An 18,374-nucleotide genomic window follows, 5' to 3' on the forward strand; every position below is an offset into this window, starting at 1 on the left:
TCTCGATGCCTGGTTGTCGTCTGCCGGATCGTCGAATGTCCGGTTTCCAAACGGAGGTCGAGGGCGCGCGGCATGAACACCACATGACCCACCTCCACGCGACGATGAGCCGCTCGACTCCGCTGGGCAAGACCGGTCGGAGCGTCTTTCCCGTCGGCCTCGGCTGCATGGCGATGTCCGGCGCCTGGGGCCCGGCCGAAGACGCCGAGAGGGTGGCAGCCCTGGATCTCGCGCGCGAGCCGGCGCAGGAACTGGGTAGAATGGCGAGTTTCAGCTCAGCCGACCCGTGACCCCCCCGCCCGGCGCCGCGTCCGAGGCGCCTTCCTGGCGCGGCGCGGATCCGGTAGTCCTCGCCCCGCCTCCGGTCCGCGCATGCCCCCGTCGCTCACGCCTCCCTCCGTCGCCCAGCGCCTCGCGCGCGCCCTCGAGGTGCTCGTGCCGGCGCTCGACATCGTCGAGGCCCGCGTCGACGAGGGGCCGCCGCCGGCGTGGTGCGAGGCGCGGGGCTGGACGGGCTTCCTCCTGGCGCTCTCCGACGCCGAGCTCGCCCGCTGCGAGGCCGAGGGGCTCGCCGCGTGCATCGACGGCCTCGATCGCCCGCCCCCGAGCCTCGTGGCCCTGGCGCGGGCCGCGGACGAGGCCGCAAAGCTGCCGCGGCGGCCGGTCGAGCCGCTCCCGCCGGCGTCGCTGGACGAGCTCCGGGCGGTGCCCGCGCGCAAGCGGCTCCAGCTGGAGGCCCTGCTCGGCGCCGTGGCCCCCATGGCCGCGCGTGCCCGCCGCCTGGTCGACGTGGGGGCGGGGCACGGCCACTTCACTCGCCTCGCCGCCGCGCGCTTCGACCGCGATGCGATCGGCCTGGAGCGCGAGCCCGACCGCGTGGCCACCGCCTCCGCGCTGGCCGCCGGGGGGCGGGCGCGCTTCGTGGCGTTCGACGCCTTCGAGCAGGCGCTGGCGTTCGCTCCGGACGACCTGGCGGTCGGCCTGCACGCCTGCGGCGAGCTCGGGGACCGCACGGTGACGGCGGCGGCCGAGGCGCCCTGCGATCTGGCGCTCGTCTCGTGCTGCCTTCAGAAGATCGGCGCGCCGGCCCGCGCCCCGCTCTCGGCCGCGGCCAGGGCGGCGGGGCTCGTCCTGAAGCGCGAGGCGCTGGGGCTCACCAACCTGACGGCGCGCCCGGCGGGGGTCGAGGCCAGCCTGGACGAGGAGCTTCTGGCCCGCGAGCGGCGGCACGCGTTGCTGTCGCTGCTCCGCGGCCGCGGGCTCGACGTCGCCCTGGGCGAGGAGATGCGCGGCATCAACCGGCGGCGCGCGCACGGCGGGCTGCGCGATCTCGCGGCGAGGGCGCTCGCGCTGCGGGGCCTCGGCCCGGCGACCGAGGCCGAGCTCCGCGAGCGCGAGGTCGCGGCGCGCGCGGCGTTCGGCCAGATGCGCCGGCTCACGCTGCCGCGCGCGCTCCTGGCCCGGCTCACGGAGGTCGCGGTCGCGCTGGATCGCGCGAGTGCCCTCGGCGAGCGAGGGCACGAGGTCGAGGCGGCCATCGTGTTCGAGCCCGAGGTGACGCCGAGGAACGTCGCGATCTTCGCGAGCGCCCGCCCGGGAGGGCTCGGCGGCTGACGCGGCCCCGCGGTGGGCCGGTCGCCAGCACCCCTGCGGATCGGGTGCTTCCCTGGCAACAGCGCCTCGCGGCAGCCCCTGGATTCCAAGGGTTTCATGGAATGGCACGCACGGTGCACATCACGGCGCCATGCAAAGACGTCAGTTCTTGGGAGGCGCCGCTGCAGCGGTGTCGGCAGCGCTTCTGGCAGGCAGGGCCCGGGCCGCCGGGCCCAGCGTGATCCGCGTCGGGGTGCCCGGCGTCGGCGTGGGCAATCGCCCCGTCACCGGAGGAAGCTTCTTCTCCCTCTTGCACCTCCAGGGGATCCTGGCCGAGGAGTTCAAGAAGGACGGCATCGAGGTGAAGTGGAACTTCTTCCGCGGCGCCGGCCCCGCCGTGAACGAGGCGGTCGCGAACAACCTGCTCGACATCTGGACCCACGGTCACCTGCCTTCCGTCGTCGGTCGGGCGAGCGGCCTCAAGACGCGGCTCCTGGCCAGCGCCAGCCGGCGCGGACACGCCTACCTCGTGGTGCCCGCCGACTCGCCGATCAGCGGCGTCAAGGATCTGCGCGGCAAGAAGGTGGCCTTCCAGAAGGGCACGGCCTCGCAGCTGTCCGCGAACCGGATCCTCGAGGGCCACGGGCTGAGCGAGAAGGACATCCGGTCCATCAGCATGGATGCCTCCACCGCGAAGGCGGCGATCGCCACGAAGGACATCGACGCGGTGTTCGGCGGCACGGATTATCTCTCGCTGCGCGACCAGGGGATCGCGAAGATCGTCTACACGACGAAGGGGGATTCCCCGACCTACCCGAGCAATTCAGGCATCATCGCGCGGGAGGACTTCATCAACGAATACCCCGACGTCGTGCAGAAGATCATCACGCTCGCGGTGAAATCAGCGGCGTGGGTCGCGGACGAGAAGAACCGCACGCAGGCATTCCAGCTGTGGTCGAAGTCGGGCACGCCCTTCGCGAACTACAAGGAAGCGCAGCAGGGCGAGGACATGAAGCAGAACGCCAGCCCGCTGCTCGACGAGTACGCCATCGCCCGGTACAAGTCGGCGGTCGCCGACTCGAAGAAGTACGGCCTGATCAGGAGCACGTTCGAGGTCGAGCCCTGGACCGATCGGCGCTTCCTTAACCGGGCGCTGAAGGACACCGGACTCGAGCGCTTCTGGGCCGAGTGGGACGCGAACGGCAAGCCGAAGGGCTGACGGCCCGGGGGCGCGGGTCGCGTGGTGCGGCCCGCCCCGCCGGCGCCGGCGACCCGCTGGATCCCACCACGCTGCAAGGAATGACCTGATGGAGAAGAGGCGGATTGGATCGCTCGAGGTGTCCGTCGTGGGCCTCGGCTGCAACAACTTCGGCGGTCGAATCGACGAGCAGAGGACGGCGGCGGTCGTCGGCGCGGCGCTGGACGCCGGCATCAACTTCTTCGACACGGCGGACGTCTACGGCGGCACGCGGAGCGAGGAGCTGCTCGGCAAGGCCCTCGGGAGCCGGCGGAGCTCGGTGATCATCGCGACCAAGTTCGGCGTCCTGCTCGACGACGAGCGCAGGGGCGGCGCGCGGCCGGCGTACATCCAGCGCGCCGTGGAGGACAGCTTGCGCCGGCTGGGCACCGACTGGATCGATCTCTACCAGCTGCACCGCCCCGATCCCGAGACGCCGATCGAGGACACGCTGGAGGCGCTCGACGCGCTGGTCCGCGCCGGCAAGGTGCGCGAGATCGGCAGCTCCAACTTCTCGGCCGCGCAGATCCGCGTCGCGGAGGAGGCCACCCGCCCGGGGAAAGCGCGCTTCGTGAGCGTCCAGAACGAGTACAGCCTGCTCCAGCGCGAGCCCGAGCGGGAGGTGCTCTCGGACAGCAAGCGCCTCGGGATCGCCTTTCTGCCCTATTTCCCGCTGGCGAGCGGGCTGCTCTCCGGCAAGTACCGGCCCGACGGCCCGGCGCCCGTCGGCGCGCGGCTCTCGTCGCAGGACACGGCGCTCTCCGCGCGCTTCCTGACCGAGCGGAACCGGCAGACCGCCGCGGCGCTCGACGCCTACGCGGCGTCCCGGGGCCACACGCTGCTGGAGCTGGCCTTCTCGTGGCTCGCCAGCCGGCCCGCGGTGGCCTCCGTGATCGCCGGCGCGACGTCGCCGGAGCAGGTGCGCGCGAACGCCGCCGCCGTGGGCTTCCGGCTGACCGGGGCCGATCTGGAAGAGATCGATCGACTGGCGCCGCTCCCGGCCCGCTGAGCGAAGAGGGATCCATGGCTGTTTCGACATCCACGTTGCGTGTTCAGGCTGCCGTCGAGCAGCTCCGGTCCGGTGGCATGGTGATCCTCGTCGACGACGAGGCGCGCGAGGACGAGGGAGATCTCGTCGTCCTGGCGGAGCACGCGACGCCGGCCGCCATCAATTTCATGGCGACCCACGGCCGGGGGCTGATCTGCCTGGCCCTCACCGAGGACCAGGTGGACCGCCTCGGGCTGCCGCTCATGGCGACCCGGCCCGGCGAGCGCCGGTCGACGGCGTTCACGGTGAGCATCGAGGCGCGCGAGGGCGTCACGACCGGCATCAGCGCCCGCGACCGCGCGCGCACCGTCGCGGCCGCGATCGCGCGGGATGCGTCGCCGCGGGACGTGGTGTCGCCAGGGCACGTGTTCCCGCTGCGGGCGCGCCGAGATGGCGTGTTCGAGCGCGAGGGGCACACCGAGGGCGCGGTCGACCTGGCGCGCCTCGCCGGTGCGCTGCCGGCGGCCGTCATCTGCGAGATCCTGAATGACGACGGGACGATGGCGCGCCGCCGGGACCTCGCGCGCTTCGGGGCGAGACAGGGGCTGCCGCTCGTCTCCATCGACGACCTCGTCCGCCACCGGGTGCGGAGCGAGGACGTCGCCGCGCGCGTCCGGAGCGCCCCGTTCCGGCCCGCAGGCCTGAGCGGCGAGTGGCGGGCGCACACGTACACGCTACGTCGCGAGAGGCAGCTGCTCCTCCTGACGCACGGCGCGCCGGCGCACGCCGGCGACCCCGCCATCGTGTACACCCACCGCGCCGCGCTCGTCTCGGACCTCCTCGGCGACGCCCATCTGTTCGATGCCCTGCGAGACATCGAGGCCGCCGGCGCCGGCGCGGTCGTCTATGTGCCTCCGCCGGCCGAGCCGACATCCGCGGGAGCCGACGTCACCCTGGGGCTCGAGCTCGCCGTGGCCGCGCGCGAGCTCGTGGCGCTCGGGGTTCGCCGGGCGACGCTCCTCGACTCGAGGGCGCCCTGGCCCGACGGGCCGAAGAAGGAGATCGACCTCGAGACGGGCGAGCCTGTGACGCAGCTGGGGGGCCCCGGCGCGCCGCCGCCGCGGCGCGGGCGGACAGCGATTTCGGGGCATGGCGGCACCTCGTCGGTGATCCAACCCAGCGTGGATGTCTCCGTTGTGAGCTAGAGCGACAAACGCGTTGAAACCACGAGAAAAAGCAGGAATTTCACAGGGAGACGGGGAGGCGGGGAGCGAGAGACGGCAAGAGGGAGAAATTCATTTTTTTTTCTTCCTCCCCGCCTCCCCGCCTCCCTGTGAAAATTCTCCGGGTTTCAACGTGCTCGGTGTTCTAGTACTACAGCCGCACCTCGACATCGATCTAGTTGGACCCAGGATCCGCCCATGGATCCGGGGGCAAGCGGGCTGCCAGCAGCGGCCGCGTGGGACGCGCTGGCAGCAGATTTTGAGGCATTTCACGCGCGATTCGCGGGGCTGTTCGCGCGCAGCGAGCCGCGCGAACAGGCGATCAAGTACGTGCGCTCGCTGATGGGGCCGGTGGCGCGCCGGAACGGTTGGCAGCTGGCCGAGGCCATCGGGGATCCGACGCCCGATCGCGTGCAGCGGCTGATGTACAGTGCGGACTGGAGCGCGGACGCGGCGCGCGATCTGCTGATGGACTTCACGATCGAGCAGTTCGGCGATCCGCAGGGCATCGGCGTACTGGACGAAACGGGCTTCCTTAAGAAAGGCACCAAGTCCGTCGGCGTTGCGCGGCAATACAGTGGGACGGCAGGCAAGATCGAGAACTGCCAGATCGGTGTGTTCCTCAGCTACAACGGCCCACGTGGACATGTGATCCTTGACCGTCGTCTTTACTTGCCAGGATCGTGGTGCAGCGATCCGGAGCGGAGGCAGGACGCTCACGTTCCGGAGGATGTCGCGTTCCGGACCAAGCCGCAGCTGGCGATGCAGATGCTGCATGGCGCCTGGCAGCGAGGTGTACCGATGGCGTGGGTCGCCGGCGATGAAGTCTACGGGGACGACCCCGTGCTTCGCGATGGCATCGCCGCGCAGGGCCATCGGTATGTTCTCGCGGTCGTCTCGAGCACGCCGGTGTGGCCCGAGCGACCGGAGGTTGCGGAGCCCCCTACCGAACGCGAACACCCTCGTGGTCCGCTCCGCACGCGCACTCGTCTTGCACCGGGCGCGCCGCACGCCTCCACTGTGGCGAAGGTGGTCGCGCAGTGGTCGCCGAAGCAATGGCATCGCCTTGCCGTCCATCAAGGCGAGAAGGGACCCATCGAGTACGACTGGGCCCGCGCGCGCGTCGTCGACAGTCGTCGGCGCTTACCGACCGACGAGATCTGGCTCCTGGCTCGCCGCTCGGTCTCGAATCCGTCTGAAGTGGCCTACTACCTGTCCAACGCTGGAGCCGCCACGCCGCTGGCAACGCTCGCGCACGTGGCCTCCACGCGTTACACGATCGAGCAGTGCTTCGAGGAGGCGAAGGATGACGTCGGCCTCGACCACTACGAGGTCCGCACGTGGCCGAGCTGGCATCGGTACATCACGCTCGGGATGATGGCCCTGGCGTGGTTGGCTTTCGTGCGCGCGAAGCTTCCCGCGGAGGGCGCGTTCCCGTACGCCCCGGCGATGAGCCCCGAGTTCGTGCCCAAAGCGGCGCGCCCGGGGCCGGGAAAGAACGCCGAGCGCATGCAGAAGGCGGCGCTTGACACGTCGGGGAAAAAAAGCGCGCCACGCCCGAAGAAAGCGACGCTCCGCCGACGCTGGCGCCCTGGAGCATTCCCGAAGTCCGTCGCCTAATGGAGCTGGTGCTTCCGTTGCCCGCCCATTCGCCCGAGTTCCGATGGGCATGGTCATGGTGGCGACGCCGAAAGCGCGCTCAGGCTCGCGCCTGCTGCTACCGGCGCCGCCGCAACCGGCCGAGCGCCCGCGCCCGGGCTCCCTAACCGCGGCTGTAGTACTAGGCTCTGCCCGATGAACCGCGGCTCCGCTCGATCCATCGGTCGATCTCGAGGGGAAGGACCATGAGCGGGCAGAAGCTCATACCGGAGCTCGACGTGGCGGATCTCGGCGCCTCGCTCGGCTTTTACGTCGGTGTCATCGGCTGCACGCTGCGGTACGAGAGGCCCGAGGAGCGATTTGCCTTCATCGACCTCGAGGGCGCGCAGCTCATGCTGCAGGAGGCGGCGGGGCCGGGCCGCAGGTTCCGCACCGCGCCGCTGGAGCATCCTTACGGACGCGGCGTCAATTTTCAGATCGAGGTCTCCGACGTCACGCCGCTGTACGAGCGCGTGCGCGCAGGCGGCTTCCAGATCGTGATCCCCTTCGAGGAGAGGTGGTACCGCGAGGGCGACACGGAGCTCGGCAACCGCCAGTTCGTCGTCGCCGACCCCGACGGCTATCTCCTGCGGTTCTTTACCGACCTGGGCCAGCGCCCTCTGCGCTCTTGATCGCTCTCTCCGCGTGTCAGAAATCCGGCCATGGATCTGTCGCGCGAGCGAAGAGAGATTGCGCTGCGGGGGTCGACGTGGACCAGGAGGAGGCGGACGACATGGCCACGCGCCATGGGGTCGTGGCCCCGAACCTGAGCAAGGGCGGCCCTCCGCCCCCGCGCGCTCGAGAGGCCCCCTCCGTCGCCGCCTCCGCCGACCCCCGCCACGCCGGCGTCCCGGCATCGGACGCCTGACGGGCGACCTCGACAGGATTGGCACTGTATAGTAGACAACGTGCCATGGCAGATCCTGACTCAATCGGTGTGCCGCCGGATGGGGAGGAGTTCGAGCTCCCCGATCCCATCCCGGCGGAGGGTGTCGATGCTCGATGTCGCGCGATCGAGATCGAAGGTCCGCAGCTCGGAGTCCTGGCGGTCATCACCGAGGCGTCCGCGGGAGCGACGCGCATGTGGACCAACGTCGGCCCGGGCTGGGAGCACGCCTGTCAGCTCGCGCGGAGCACCACATGAGCCTCGCGTATCCGGCCGGGCTGCACGTGGATCGGAACTCGCTCGGCCCCGGGCGACTCGAGTCGATGGCCTGGCACGTGGAGCGGCCGCACCTGGCCCCGCGGTGCCTGCCCCTGGCGGGGGTCGACGCCGACGGGCAACGCAGCCTGATCTGGGTGAATCACGACCAGGCTGCGCCGGACGGCGCGATGAAGGAGCGCTGGTTCGCGGTCCCGTCCGAGGTCCCCGCGGTGCGCCTCGAGCTCGACAGGGTGTCGCTCCCGTCAGGGGTCGGGAGCTCCGGCGCGTTCCAGCTCCAGATCCTGGACGCGGTGGGCTCCTCCGTCCTGATGTCGGCGTCGTTCACGCCCACGAGCTCCCCGACGGACTGCATCACGCCATCGCTCGCGGTCACCGCGGGGCTGTCGTACCGCGCGCGGGTCGTCGTTCGCAGCGGCGCGACGCAGGCCACGTTCCTGTGCGGCAGGCTCCGCATTCGCCCGGTGGACGCCACGGGGGTCCTCTACCCCGACTTCTACCGTCTGGACGTGCACCCGGCGCTGCTCCACGGCTCCAGCGAGGCGGGGTACGAAAAGCTCACTGCCTGGCGCAACCCTCGACATCTCCAGATGTCCAACCTGGCGTATTACGCGTTGTCCACCGACGCCGACGTCTTTGACGTCGAGTATTACGACACGGTGAACCGACGAAACGGAAACCGGTCGTATCCGTCCGTCTGGGCCGACGGCGAGCCCATCGATCCGGTGCTCCCCGTGGCGTGGAACTCGACCACGTTCAGCAGGGTGAGCGTTCCGGCCGCACGCAGCGCCGTGCCGCGCAAGATCAGAGTCTATTCTGGTCCTCAGATGGCATCACCGTACACGGCGTCGCTGGTCGCCATCCGTGGCGAGAACATCGGCGTTTTCCCTGGTGGGATCTACGTGCCAGGCGCATCGATGTTCGATGTCACACCTCCCCGGGCTCGCGTGATCATCGCCATCGTCGATTCGAAGGGCGCGGGCGCGTACACCGCGTTCTCTGGCATGACGTCGTGGCAGCTCCAGATGCAACGCAAGGGCCTCGAGTTCATGACCCATGGCAGCGGTGGGGATGGCCTCGTGCATCTTACCGGGACGGCGACGCCTTCCGTTGCTGCGTGCCGCGCGCTCGCCAGAAAGATTCTGGCGAACCGTCCCGACGAGGTGATTGTCCAGATCGGAAGGAACGACTTCGCCAACCAGAAGACGACGGCCGCGAACTTGGTTCAGTTCAAGGTCGACCTCGCGAACGCGATCAAAGAGGCCGATCCGCGCGTGGTGGTGCGCGCCATGACCTACACGCGCGAGGTGACCGAGAACGACGTCGCCGGCACGTCCTGGGACTCGCAGCGCGATGCGGAGGCTGCGGCGGTCGCCGCGCTCGCTCCGTGGGGCGAGGTGATCTATGCCGATTCCGCGTGGACGGCGGAGGCGGCGGCTGCGCACAACGCGGCGGACACCGTTCATCCCAACGAAAAAGGGCAGGAGAAGATGACGGCGATATGCGCCGGGGACGCCTTCCCGTTCAGCCCGAACCATCTTCCGGGGCTCTTTACCTGGGTCAAAGCCGGGTTTGACCTCCCCGGTGGAGCCGTGACCGGGACGCCCACCGGGTTCGGCTCCGCACCGCCTGCCCTGACCGCTGCCGGCACGTCGACGGTCACTGGCTTGCTGCATGTCGAGATGGTCCTGGGGGGGCCGCGCGGTACCGCGAGGTTCGACTGGAGCGTCCACGGCGGTGGCGTGTGGGCAGAGAACAATGTCCTGGTGCCGTCGAGCGGCGTTGTTGCGCTTGGTACGACCGGGATCACGCTCACGTTCCCTTCTGCCACGTACAGCAACCTGCATTATTGGAGGTTGCCGCTCGGGATTGGCCAGGCCGTTGACCGGAGCGGGAACTCGAGACACTGGACGATCCAGTTCCCAGGGAGCCCCGCAGCGTTCGAGATCGACGGCCTCAACCACGCACCGGCAATCTCGTTTTCTAACATCCTGCAGCAGTATCGACTGAACGGGATTTCTCTCGCCGCGCCTTATGCCCTGTTCGCCGTGTTCAAGAAGAATTCCACGGCCCTCGGTGCCATTATCGGAAGGACGAGCGCTAGCTCAGGGGCGCTGCTCTACAACAACACGGCCACCTCTTTGGCCTTCAGCGACGGCGCGGTGACCAGGCAGGTCGCCGGGTATAACCCACTCGTGGCGCACGCCGTGGGCGTGATCGTGAATGGGGCCAGCTCAGCGATCCTCATCGACGGCGCTTCGACCACGGTGTCGCTGAACAACGTGACGGTGACCGGGCTTACGCTCGGCGGAGACAGCCAGAGCAGCTTCCCGCATGACGGCACCATCCTGGAGGCGCTCGCGGTCTCCGGCGTCCCCTCGGCGAGCGCGGTCAGGAACCTGTTCCGCCGCTTCCGGCACGAGTACAGCACCCCGTGACGGCGGCGTCTGGCAGACCGTTTGCTCTTTTCCGCGTGGCTCGAGCGTGTCCGCGTGGTCAGCGTCTCCCGGCCGCTGCAGACCCGCGCGCAGCAGCACATTTAACGCGCGGAGCTATGGATAGCTGACGGTGATCTCGGCGAGGAAGGTCCTGCCGTTCTGCCGGCTCGTGGCCGAGAGGTAGCTCTCCGCGGCCGGGTAGTCGTACCGCGTGTCCATCGCGTTGTAGATGCCGATCACATAGCGGCTGTGGAAGCGCTGGAGCTCCCCGGACACCGTGAGGTCCGCGACGATCGCGCCCGCGGTCTCGTCGGCCGAGCTGCGGGCGATGCGCCGGGGCGCCTCCAGGTTGATCCGGAGCTCCGCGGAGGCGAGCCGCTCCACCACCGGGACGACGCCGCGAAGCGACGCGAGGCGCTCCGGCGCGTTGATCAGCCGCTCTCCGCCCGCGAGCTGGCCGCGCTGGTAGCTGTACGTGGCCGCGAGCATCCAGCCTTGCCGTCACTCATGGCGTCGCGCGCGGCGACATCATCGCTGCTGCGGCGCGCTCGCCGCATGCTCCTTGTTCATCCCCCGGATGCAGTGCTGGAGCGCCGCCCGGAGGTTCCCGAAGGTGGCAATGTCGGCCAGATCGAGCCCGAGCGCAACGATGGTCTGTGCGACGTTCGACCGGATGCCCGTGACGATGCCCTCCGCGCCCAGGAGCCGGATGGCACGGACGAGCTCGATCAGGTAGCTCGCGGTCTTCGTGTCCACCACCTCGACGCCGGTGAGGTCGAGGATGGCGTAACGCGCGCGGGTACGCGTGATCGCGTCGAGCAGGACGTCCATCACATCCGCGGTCCTCGCGCTGTCCACCATCCCGACCATGGGCAGGGTGAGCACGCCGTCCCAGACCTGGATGATAGGAGTTGACAGGTCGCGGATGACCTGCTGCTGCCGCTCGATGAGCTCCAGCTGATTCCGTAACTCCAGCTCCTTGGTCTTTACGTCGGTGACGTCCAGCGAGAAGCCGACGACCCCGTGCACCTCGCCATGCTCGCCTCGGATCGGTAGCTGCCAGTTCTCCCAGAACAGCCCGTGCGCCTGAGTGAGCGAGTGGTTCGGCTCGCCGGCGAGCGCCCGCCGCAGCACTTCATTCCCCTCGACGCTTTCCGCGTAGAGCTCGAACGCGCTCTTGCCGATGTGCTGGCCCTGCGCAAGCCCAGCCCGATCGAGCGCTTTGCCCTCGTGGAGCGTGAAGATCCCGGCGCGATTGACGGCCCAGAGGACGCTCGGCAGAGCCTGTGTGATCGTGTGTAGGATCCGCTCCTTCTCCTCGTAAAGGCGGCGCTTTTCGATCTGCTCCGTCACACGTTGCCCGAAGACCCCAACGCTGCTCACCTCGCCGCGCTCGTCGAGGAGGTGCTCGTAGCTCCACTCGAAGAGTGCCTCGTCGCCGCCCTTGCGGGCGTGGGCCCACACCCGGGGCACGGCGTCGTTCTCGCCGAGGAGCCGCCGCCAGGCGTCCGGGTCGCCAGGTACGGGTAGCAGCTGATCCATGCGCTGGCCGAGTGCCTCTTCCCGCGCATAGCCGAGCAGCCGTCCAGCCGCCTCGTTCCAGTCCTCGATCGTGAGATCGCGGCCATACTCGACGATCGCAAGCGGCGCCCGCTCAACGAGGCGCACTCGCTTGCTCGCAAGCTTCACGGCTTCGATGCCCTGCTGCAATCCGGTAGAAACTTGCATACCAACGGAATTGAACCTGAACGTTCTTCATCCGTCGAGCGAATTCGTGGCATGGCGGCTCCCACTCTGGCATGCCATGTCACACCATGTCCCCTTGGTGGAGCGTCGCCCACGGGCTGGGCAGTGGCGTGGGCGCGGAGGCGAAGGAGCACGGCTGCGGTGTCTAGCTAGGCCGGCGCGATGCCGCGCTCGTCGGCCTCCGGCGGGCTCAACGGGAGCGCCACCACGAATGTCGCGCCAGCGCCCGGCTTGCTCTCCACCCGAATGGAGCCGCCGTGCGACGCCACGATCGAACGTGCGATGTAGAGCCCGAGGCCGAGGCCGCCGAAGTTGCGTACCGACACCGCGCGCTCGAAGCGCTCGAAGATCCTGCCCTGATCGGCCTCCGCGAGCCCGATCCCCTCATCCCGGACCACGAGCAGCGCGCGATCGGCCTGCCGCCGCACGCCGATATGGATAGGCCTACCTGCGCCGTACTTCATCGCGTTCGACAGGAGGTTGACGACGACCTGCTCCAGGCGATCCGCATCCCAGTGCCCGACCACGGGCGCTCCCAGATCCAGCTGCGTCGGGCAGCGGGCGTCCGCGAGCTGGGGGCGCATCCGCTCGACGACCTCACCCACCAGCGCCGCCAGATCGACCGGCGCCCGCCTGAGCGTCAGCCGCCCGGCGTTCATCCTCGTGACGTCGAGCAGCTCGTCGATCAGGCGCCCGAGCCGCGACGTCTGGCGGCCGAGGATACGGAACATCGCTTCGATCCGCTCCGGGGGGACGTCCGCGAGCGAGCGGCGGCGCAGCAGTCGCTCGAAGCTCTGCGCCTGCATCTGCAGCGAGGTCAGCGGGGTCTTGAGCTCGTGAGAGGCGACGACGAGGAACTCGTCCCGCCGCTCGATCGCCTCCTGGGCCTCGGTGTACAGGCGGGCGTTGTCGAGCACGAGCGCCGCGCGGCGCCCGAGCTCCTCGGCCAGCCGCAGGTCGGCGGGGCCACAGCGGCGCTCGGGCGCGGTCGCCAGCAAGGTCATGACGCCGAAGTACCGGTCGCGCGCGAGCAGCGGAACCCGCAGGAACGCGTGGACGCCGAGCCGCTCCCAGGGTGGCCTGACCCGCGGGTCGAGCGAATGCACCTGCTGCACCAGCGGCGTTGCGCGGCCATCTCCCGCCTCGGATCCGGCCGGCGACGCTGCGGCCAGAGCGCGCAGCGCGTCCTTCAGCGCTTCCAGCTGCTCGCCGGGCACCCCCGCGACGGCCGTCGGGCCCGGCGTCCTGTCCTCCGAGAGCACCTCGACGACGCACTGATCCGAGAGCTCGGGCACCGGGAGCTGCGCCACGCTCTCGAAGGTCGCGCTGTACCCCAGCGTCATCAGCTTGCGGCTCGCCTCGGCCAGGAACCGCTCGGCCTGCTCGGCCCGCTTGCGCTCGGTGATGTCGGTGGAGATGCCGCAGAGCACGCCGGGCATGACCCCCTCGCCGAGAGGGAATTTGATCGACAGGAACGTGTGCAGCCCATCCTCCAGCGGCACCGTCTCCTCCCACTCCATCGGCGCACCCGCCTCGAGCACCTTCCGCTCGTGCTCGCGGACCATCTCGGCAATGGGAGCAGGAAAGAGGTCGGCGTCCGTCTTTCCGAGGAGCTCATGGCTCGGCAGGCGTAGGAGGTTGGCCGCGTGCCGGTTGGCGAGCAGAATTCGGCCCTCGCGATCCTTGAGGTAAACGGCCGCCGCCGAGTTGTCGACGATCGCCTGGAGGGTTGCCTGGTTGGCCTTCAGCGCCTGCTCTGCTCGCCGCCGCTCGGCGTTCTCCTGCTCCACGTCGGCATAGAGCATCGCGTTCTCCAGCGAGATCGCCGACTGCGAGGCGAGCAGCTCGACGACGCTGAGCCGCCCGGGGGTGAACGCCCCGGTGGCGAGGTTGTTCTCCAGATAGAGCAGGCCGATGAGCCTGGCCTCGCGCACGATCGGGAGGCACAGCACCGATCTCGGGCGCTTGCGCCTGAAATACTCGTCGTCCATGAAGAGATGCCGGGCGGCGGCGTCGTCGAGCAGCACGCGCTCGTGGCTCCGGCGAATATAGTTGAGGACGGCCTCTGGCAGCGCGGCCGACTGCGCCTCGCCCGCACCGAGCACCCGTACCGCGCCCCCGGGCGCCTCGAGCGTCGCCGCGGTCGACAGGCGATCCTCCCGGAGCAGGAGCACATGCCCCTTCTCGGCGCCTGCGTGCTCGACCATGGTACGCAGCAGCGTCTCGAGCAGCCGCGGGAGCTTGAGCTCGCCGGAGATGCTCTGCGCGGCCTTCACCACCGACAGGACGTCGAACTGCTCGGCCCGGACGGCGAAGGTGACGGTGGGGGCGATCGGCTTGCGCTCGGCGAGGTGGGGATAGCGCTGATCGAGCTGCTCCACCTTGGCGTGGGCGCCCCACGTCAAATAGCCGGCGCGGGCCTTTCGCAGGTAGCTGTCGGCGGGCGTCGAGAGGCCGCGCGCGCGGTAGAACCCCGCGGCGAGCTCGCAGGCGATGGCCTCGTGCTGGACGAAACCGCCCTCCCGCGCCGCCGCGATGGCCTGCTCGTAGCGCCGGATGGCCTCCGGCTCGTGCCCCCGGAGCCGGGCGATCTCGGCGCGGACCAGGGCGTGTTTGTGAAGGAAGTTGTCGGGGCCGCTCCTGGCCCACTCGCCGAGCTGTCGCTCGCACTCGAGGAGCTCTTCGGGGAGCGCCTGCAGCGGGGAGGGCCCCGCCTCGTGCGCGCCGTGCGGCGCGTTGAAGAGGGCCGCGAGCGCGAGCGCGCGAAAATAGAAGCTCTCGGCGAGGAGCGCGTGCGCCCGGGTCCTCCAGGGCTGCTCGGTGATCGCGCGGGTCGCCGCCGCGGACGCCTCCCTGGGAGAGCCGAGCACGAAGAGCGCCTGCGCCTTCAAGCTGTAATAGTGGCGGCGAGCGAGCCGCAGATCCCCCTCGTCCAGCTTCGCCTCGAAGGCCCGCGGATCCAGCTCGGACCCGTCCAGCATCGAGAAGCGGACCGGCCTCCCGCGCAGCGTCTGGATGATGGCGTAGCCGCCGACGAGGGCGCTGTACGGGAACGCGTAACCGGCCCTCCGCACGAAGCCGAGGCGCTCTTCGACCCCGTGAAGCACGTCCTCCAGCGGCTCGCCAGAGAGCAGCGGCAACAGCGCGGCCCAGATGCAGTTCAAGCACGCGTTGTTCAGATCGCCGGACTCGACCGCGGCGCTGAAGCCGGCGCGCGTGTACGGATACGTCTCTCGGTAGTGGCGTGTCCAGAAGACGACCTGCTGCCCGAAGAGGGTGAACACCAACGATTTCGTGGTGAGGCGGCCGCTCCTGTCCGCCAGGTCGTGACCGAGCTTGCCGAATCGATAGGCCTCCTGGTATCGCCCGAACTTCGGGCCGATCATCCTCGCGAAGGCGGCGAACGCGTGCGCGGAGCTCTCGGCGTTGCCGTGGCGCAGGCTGAGCTTGATCATGCGCAGGACGATGAGATAGTGCAGGTCCGGGTCCACGAAGGCCGCAGAGACGGCCACGCCCTCCAGCACGCCCATCGTGCTCTCGATCTCCGGGTCCGTCATGGGGGGCAGGTCGATCAGGTCCTCGATGGTCCGATCGCCCAGGGCCTGCCAGACGCTCTTCGTCTCCTCGTCAATCTGTGCCGTGGTGGGGTGGAGCGGAAGATCGATGTCGCACGCGCGGAGCCACGCGAGCCCAATCTCGACCGCGCGGCTGCATTGGCCGCGGGTGGCGTTCAGCGTGACGACGAGCTCGACGACGGCGTCCGTCTCGCGCCGGGTCCTCGCGCGATCCTTGAGCTCTCCCAGCAGCCGCTCGGCCTCGTCGAAGGCGCCGGTGATGTACGCGACGTGCGCGCGCTCGAAGGTCAGGCCGTAGGTGAGCTCGTGACGTGTCTCCCACGAGGCCGGCGCGAGCAGGGAAAGGCCAGCCGCGAAGAGCGTGGCGGCGGATTGGAAGGCCGCGGCCGCCTTGGCCTTCCTGCCGGCGCGGAGGTTCAGCGCCGCGACCTCGTTCCGCTCCGCCCGGGAACGCAGGAGCGCGGCGCCGCGGTTGAGATGGCCGACGACGTCGAAGAGCGCCTCGTCGCGCTCCTCCGCGCGCTGCGCCCTGAGGAGCAGCCGGCCGATCCCCAGGTGCATCTCGGCGAGCCGTCCCGCCGGGATGAGCGAATAAGCGGCTTGCTGCACCCGGTCATGGAGGAATCGATAGGCCCTTCCCCGGCCGAGCAGCAGCCCCTCCCGCACGGCCTCCTCGAGCGCGTCGCGGAGCTCCTCCGCCGGACGGCCCGCGACCACCGCGAGCGTGTCGAACTCCAGGCTGCTGCCGAGGCACGCGGCGAGCGTGAGCGCGTCCCGCGTCGGACCCGAGAGCCGCTTCAGCTTGCCCGCCATCAGCTCGACGACGTTGTCGGTGAACCCCTTGTCGCGGATCGCGACGATGTCCCACCGCCACCTGCCCTCGTCCGCGTCAAAGGCGATGAGCCCCTCCTGGTGCAGCGCGATCAGGAACTGGAGCACGAAGAACGGGTTGCCGCCGGTCTTCTCGTACACCAGCTGCGAGAGCGGCTCGACCTCTGCTTCAGGCGCGTGGACCGCCTCGGCGACGAGCGCCCCGACGTGGGCGGCCGAGAGCGCATCGAGGACGAGCTCGGAGACGGCGGCGCCGCGCTTCCGCGCCTCGGCCAGCGTGAGCCGGAGGGGGTGCGCAGAGCCGACCTCGTTGTCGCGGTAGGCGCCGATCAAGAGGAGGTGCTCGGACCCGGCGTAGGTGGCGAGCTGCTCGAGCAGCTGGAGGCTTCCCGCGTCGGCCCACTGCAGATCGTCGAGGAAGAGCGCGACGGGGTGCTCCTTCTGGGCGCACACGGAGACGAAGCGCTGGAGCGTCGCGAGCAGCCGGCTCTGGGCCTCGGTGGGCGGCAGCTCGGGCACGGGCGGCTGCGGGCCGAGGAGCAGCTCGAGCTCGGGAAGCACCTCGGCGAGCAGCCTCCCGTTCTGGCCGAGGGCCTCCCGCAGACGCTGTCTCCAGCGCTCGACCTGCTCCTCGCTCGCGCAGAGGATCTCCTGCAAAAGCGCCCGGAACGCCTGGTGGAAAGCGCGGTAAGGGACGTCTTTCGCGGCTTGCTCGAACTTGCCGGACAGGAAGAAGCCGCGCTCCCTCACCACCGGCCGGTGCAGCTCGGCGACGAGCGACGACTTGCCGATGCCCGAGTAGCCCGACACGAGCACGAGCTCTGGCAGGCCCTGCGCCACCACCCGCTCGAACGCGGCGAGCAGCGTCTCGATCTCGCGCTCGCGGCCGTACAGCCGCTGCGGCACCTGGAACCGGTCCGAGAGGTCGCGCTCCCCGAGCGCGAAGGGCGGAATGGCGCCGGTCGCCCGCCATCTTGCGAAGCACTCGTCCAGGTCGTGCCGCAGGCCGGCCGCGCTCTGGTAACGCTCCTCGGCGGCCTTGGAGAGCAGCTTGAGCACGACCGCGGACAGGAGCGGGGGAATCGAAGGGACGAGCGCGCTCGGCGGGGAAGGCTTCTGCGCGATGTGGCAATAGACCCACGCGACGGGATCGCCGGCCTGGAACGGTAGGGTGCCCGTCAGCATCTCGTGGAAGACGACGCCCAGGGAGTACAGATCGGTCCGCTGGTCGATCCAGCGGTTCATTCGGCCTGTCTGTTCCGGGGCCATGTAGGCCAGGGTCCCCTCGATGAGCCCGATGTGCTCGAGGTGCTGGAGCTCGCGGGGTATCCGGGACGCAAGCCCCAGGTCGGTGATCTTCACCTCGCCCGTGGCCGGGTTGAGGAGCACGTTCTGAGGCTTGATGTCCTTGTGGACGACGTCGTGCCGATGCAGCGCGGCGAGCGCCTCGACCACGCGGATGGCGAGGGGGAAGAAGCGCTCGAGCGGCATCGGGCCTTTCTGGAGCCGATCGAGCGACACGCCGCCGAAATCCTCCAGGACCAGCGCCGGCCGATCGCCGAGCATCTCGAGCGCATAGGGCATGACGATCGCCGTGGTGCCGAGCGCCCGAGCGACCTCGTATTCGTGGCGCAGCCGCTCGGGAGCGCGAGGGCTCGCGTGGTCGCGCCGGATGACCTTGAGCACCACGGGACGGTCGTCGTCTTTGCGTACAGCCCGGTAGAGAACGGTGTCTGAACCCTCGTAGAGGACCTCGATGATGGCGTAATGGGACGAAGACCCATGACTGGAGGAAACGGGATTGGTGCCCACTGGAGTCCTGAGATGCGAGTAATGCACGATGCATGCTTCCATGACGAGCGCGCGTCGCCATCGCCTTGAGCGGGCGCACGCTGGCTCGCGAACGCCGTCACCGCGCCCGTACCTCCAAAGTAGGTTTGCGC

The 18,374-nt window shown here is 69.7% G+C and carries 13 protein-coding genes; 9 read left to right on the forward strand and 4 right to left on the reverse strand.

What is annotated here, in order from left to right:
* The first annotated feature begins 35 nt into the window (after positions 1 to 35).
* From WME97_RS12255 to WME97_RS12290, 8 genes are all read left to right on the forward strand, one after another.
* A complete protein-coding gene (locus WME97_RS12255; protein ID WP_437552084.1) occupies positions 36 to 290 on the forward strand; it encodes a hypothetical protein in 255 nt (84 codons plus the stop codon).
* 82 nt (positions 291 to 372) lie between these two features.
* On the forward strand, positions 373 to 1,614 hold the full coding sequence (locus WME97_RS12260; protein WP_437552085.1) for a methyltransferase: 1,242 nt from the start codon (positions 373 to 375) through the stop codon (positions 1,612 to 1,614).
* Positions 1,615 to 1,744: 130 nt separating this feature from the next.
* Positions 1,745 to 2,812, forward strand: a complete 1,068-nt coding sequence (locus tag WME97_RS12265) for an ABC transporter substrate-binding protein (RefSeq protein ID WP_437552086.1) — start codon at positions 1,745 to 1,747, stop codon at positions 2,810 to 2,812.
* An 88-nt stretch (positions 2,813 to 2,900) separates the two neighbouring features.
* Positions 2,901 to 3,839, forward strand: a complete 939-nt coding sequence (locus WME97_RS12270; protein WP_437552087.1) for an aldo/keto reductase — start codon at positions 2,901 to 2,903, stop codon at positions 3,837 to 3,839.
* Between the two features lie 14 nt (positions 3,840 to 3,853).
* Positions 3,854 to 5,023 (forward strand): 3,4-dihydroxy-2-butanone-4-phosphate synthase, encoded by a 1,170-nt coding sequence (ribB, locus tag WME97_RS12275; RefSeq protein WP_437552088.1) that lies wholly within the window; start codon positions 3,854 to 3,856, stop codon positions 5,021 to 5,023.
* Between the two features lie 216 nt (positions 5,024 to 5,239).
* Complete coding sequence (locus tag WME97_RS12280; RefSeq protein WP_437544868.1) at positions 5,240 to 6,661, forward strand: IS701 family transposase; 1,422 nt, start codon at positions 5,240 to 5,242, stop codon at positions 6,659 to 6,661.
* A 224-nt stretch (positions 6,662 to 6,885) separates the two neighbouring features.
* Positions 6,886 to 7,311, forward strand: coding sequence for a bleomycin resistance protein (locus WME97_RS12285; RefSeq protein ID WP_437552089.1), 426 nt, complete (start codon positions 6,886 to 6,888; stop codon positions 7,309 to 7,311).
* A 281-nt stretch (positions 7,312 to 7,592) separates the two neighbouring features.
* Positions 7,593 to 7,823 (forward strand): hypothetical protein, encoded by a 231-nt coding sequence (locus WME97_RS12290; RefSeq protein ID WP_437552090.1) that lies wholly within the window; start codon positions 7,593 to 7,595, stop codon positions 7,821 to 7,823.
* Between the two features lie 160 nt (positions 7,824 to 7,983).
* Here WME97_RS12290 and WME97_RS12295 read toward each other — a convergent pair whose 3' ends face one another.
* Positions 7,984 to 8,316 (reverse strand): hypothetical protein, encoded by a 333-nt coding sequence (locus WME97_RS12295; protein WP_437552091.1) that lies wholly within the window; start codon positions 8,314 to 8,316, stop codon positions 7,984 to 7,986.
* On the opposite strand from WME97_RS12295, the gene WME97_RS12300 reads away from it, so the two are divergent.
* A complete protein-coding gene (locus WME97_RS12300; RefSeq protein ID WP_437552092.1) occupies positions 8,306 to 10,279 on the forward strand; it encodes an SGNH/GDSL hydrolase family protein in 1,974 nt (657 codons plus the stop codon). The genes WME97_RS12295 and WME97_RS12300 overlap by 11 nt on opposite strands.
* A 114-nt stretch (positions 10,280 to 10,393) precedes the next feature.
* On the opposite strand, the gene WME97_RS12305 is transcribed toward WME97_RS12300, so the two are convergent.
* The 3 genes from WME97_RS12305 to WME97_RS12315 all read right to left on the reverse strand — a co-directional run bounded on the left by WME97_RS12305 (position 10,394) and on the right by WME97_RS12315 (position 18,243).
* The gene (locus tag WME97_RS12305; protein WP_437552093.1) at positions 10,394 to 10,768 is read right to left on the reverse strand and encodes a hypothetical protein; all 375 of its coding nucleotides are present in this window, start codon (positions 10,766 to 10,768) and stop codon (positions 10,394 to 10,396) included.
* Positions 10,769 to 10,807: 39 nt separating this feature from the next.
* The gene (locus tag WME97_RS12310) at positions 10,808 to 11,947 is read right to left on the reverse strand and encodes a PAS domain-containing protein (protein WP_437552094.1); all 1,140 of its coding nucleotides are present in this window, start codon (positions 11,945 to 11,947) and stop codon (positions 10,808 to 10,810) included.
* Between the two features lie 227 nt (positions 11,948 to 12,174).
* Positions 12,175 to 18,243 (reverse strand): AAA family ATPase, encoded by a 6,069-nt coding sequence (locus tag WME97_RS12315; protein WP_437552095.1) that lies wholly within the window; start codon positions 18,241 to 18,243, stop codon positions 12,175 to 12,177.
* Positions 18,244 to 18,374: the final 131 nt, after the last annotated feature.

It is taken from the genome of Sorangium sp. So ce367 (genome assembly GCF_051520455.1).
GTDB classification, from domain to species: Bacteria; Myxococcota_A; Polyangia; order Polyangiales; family Polyangiaceae; genus Sorangium; species Sorangium cellulosum_B.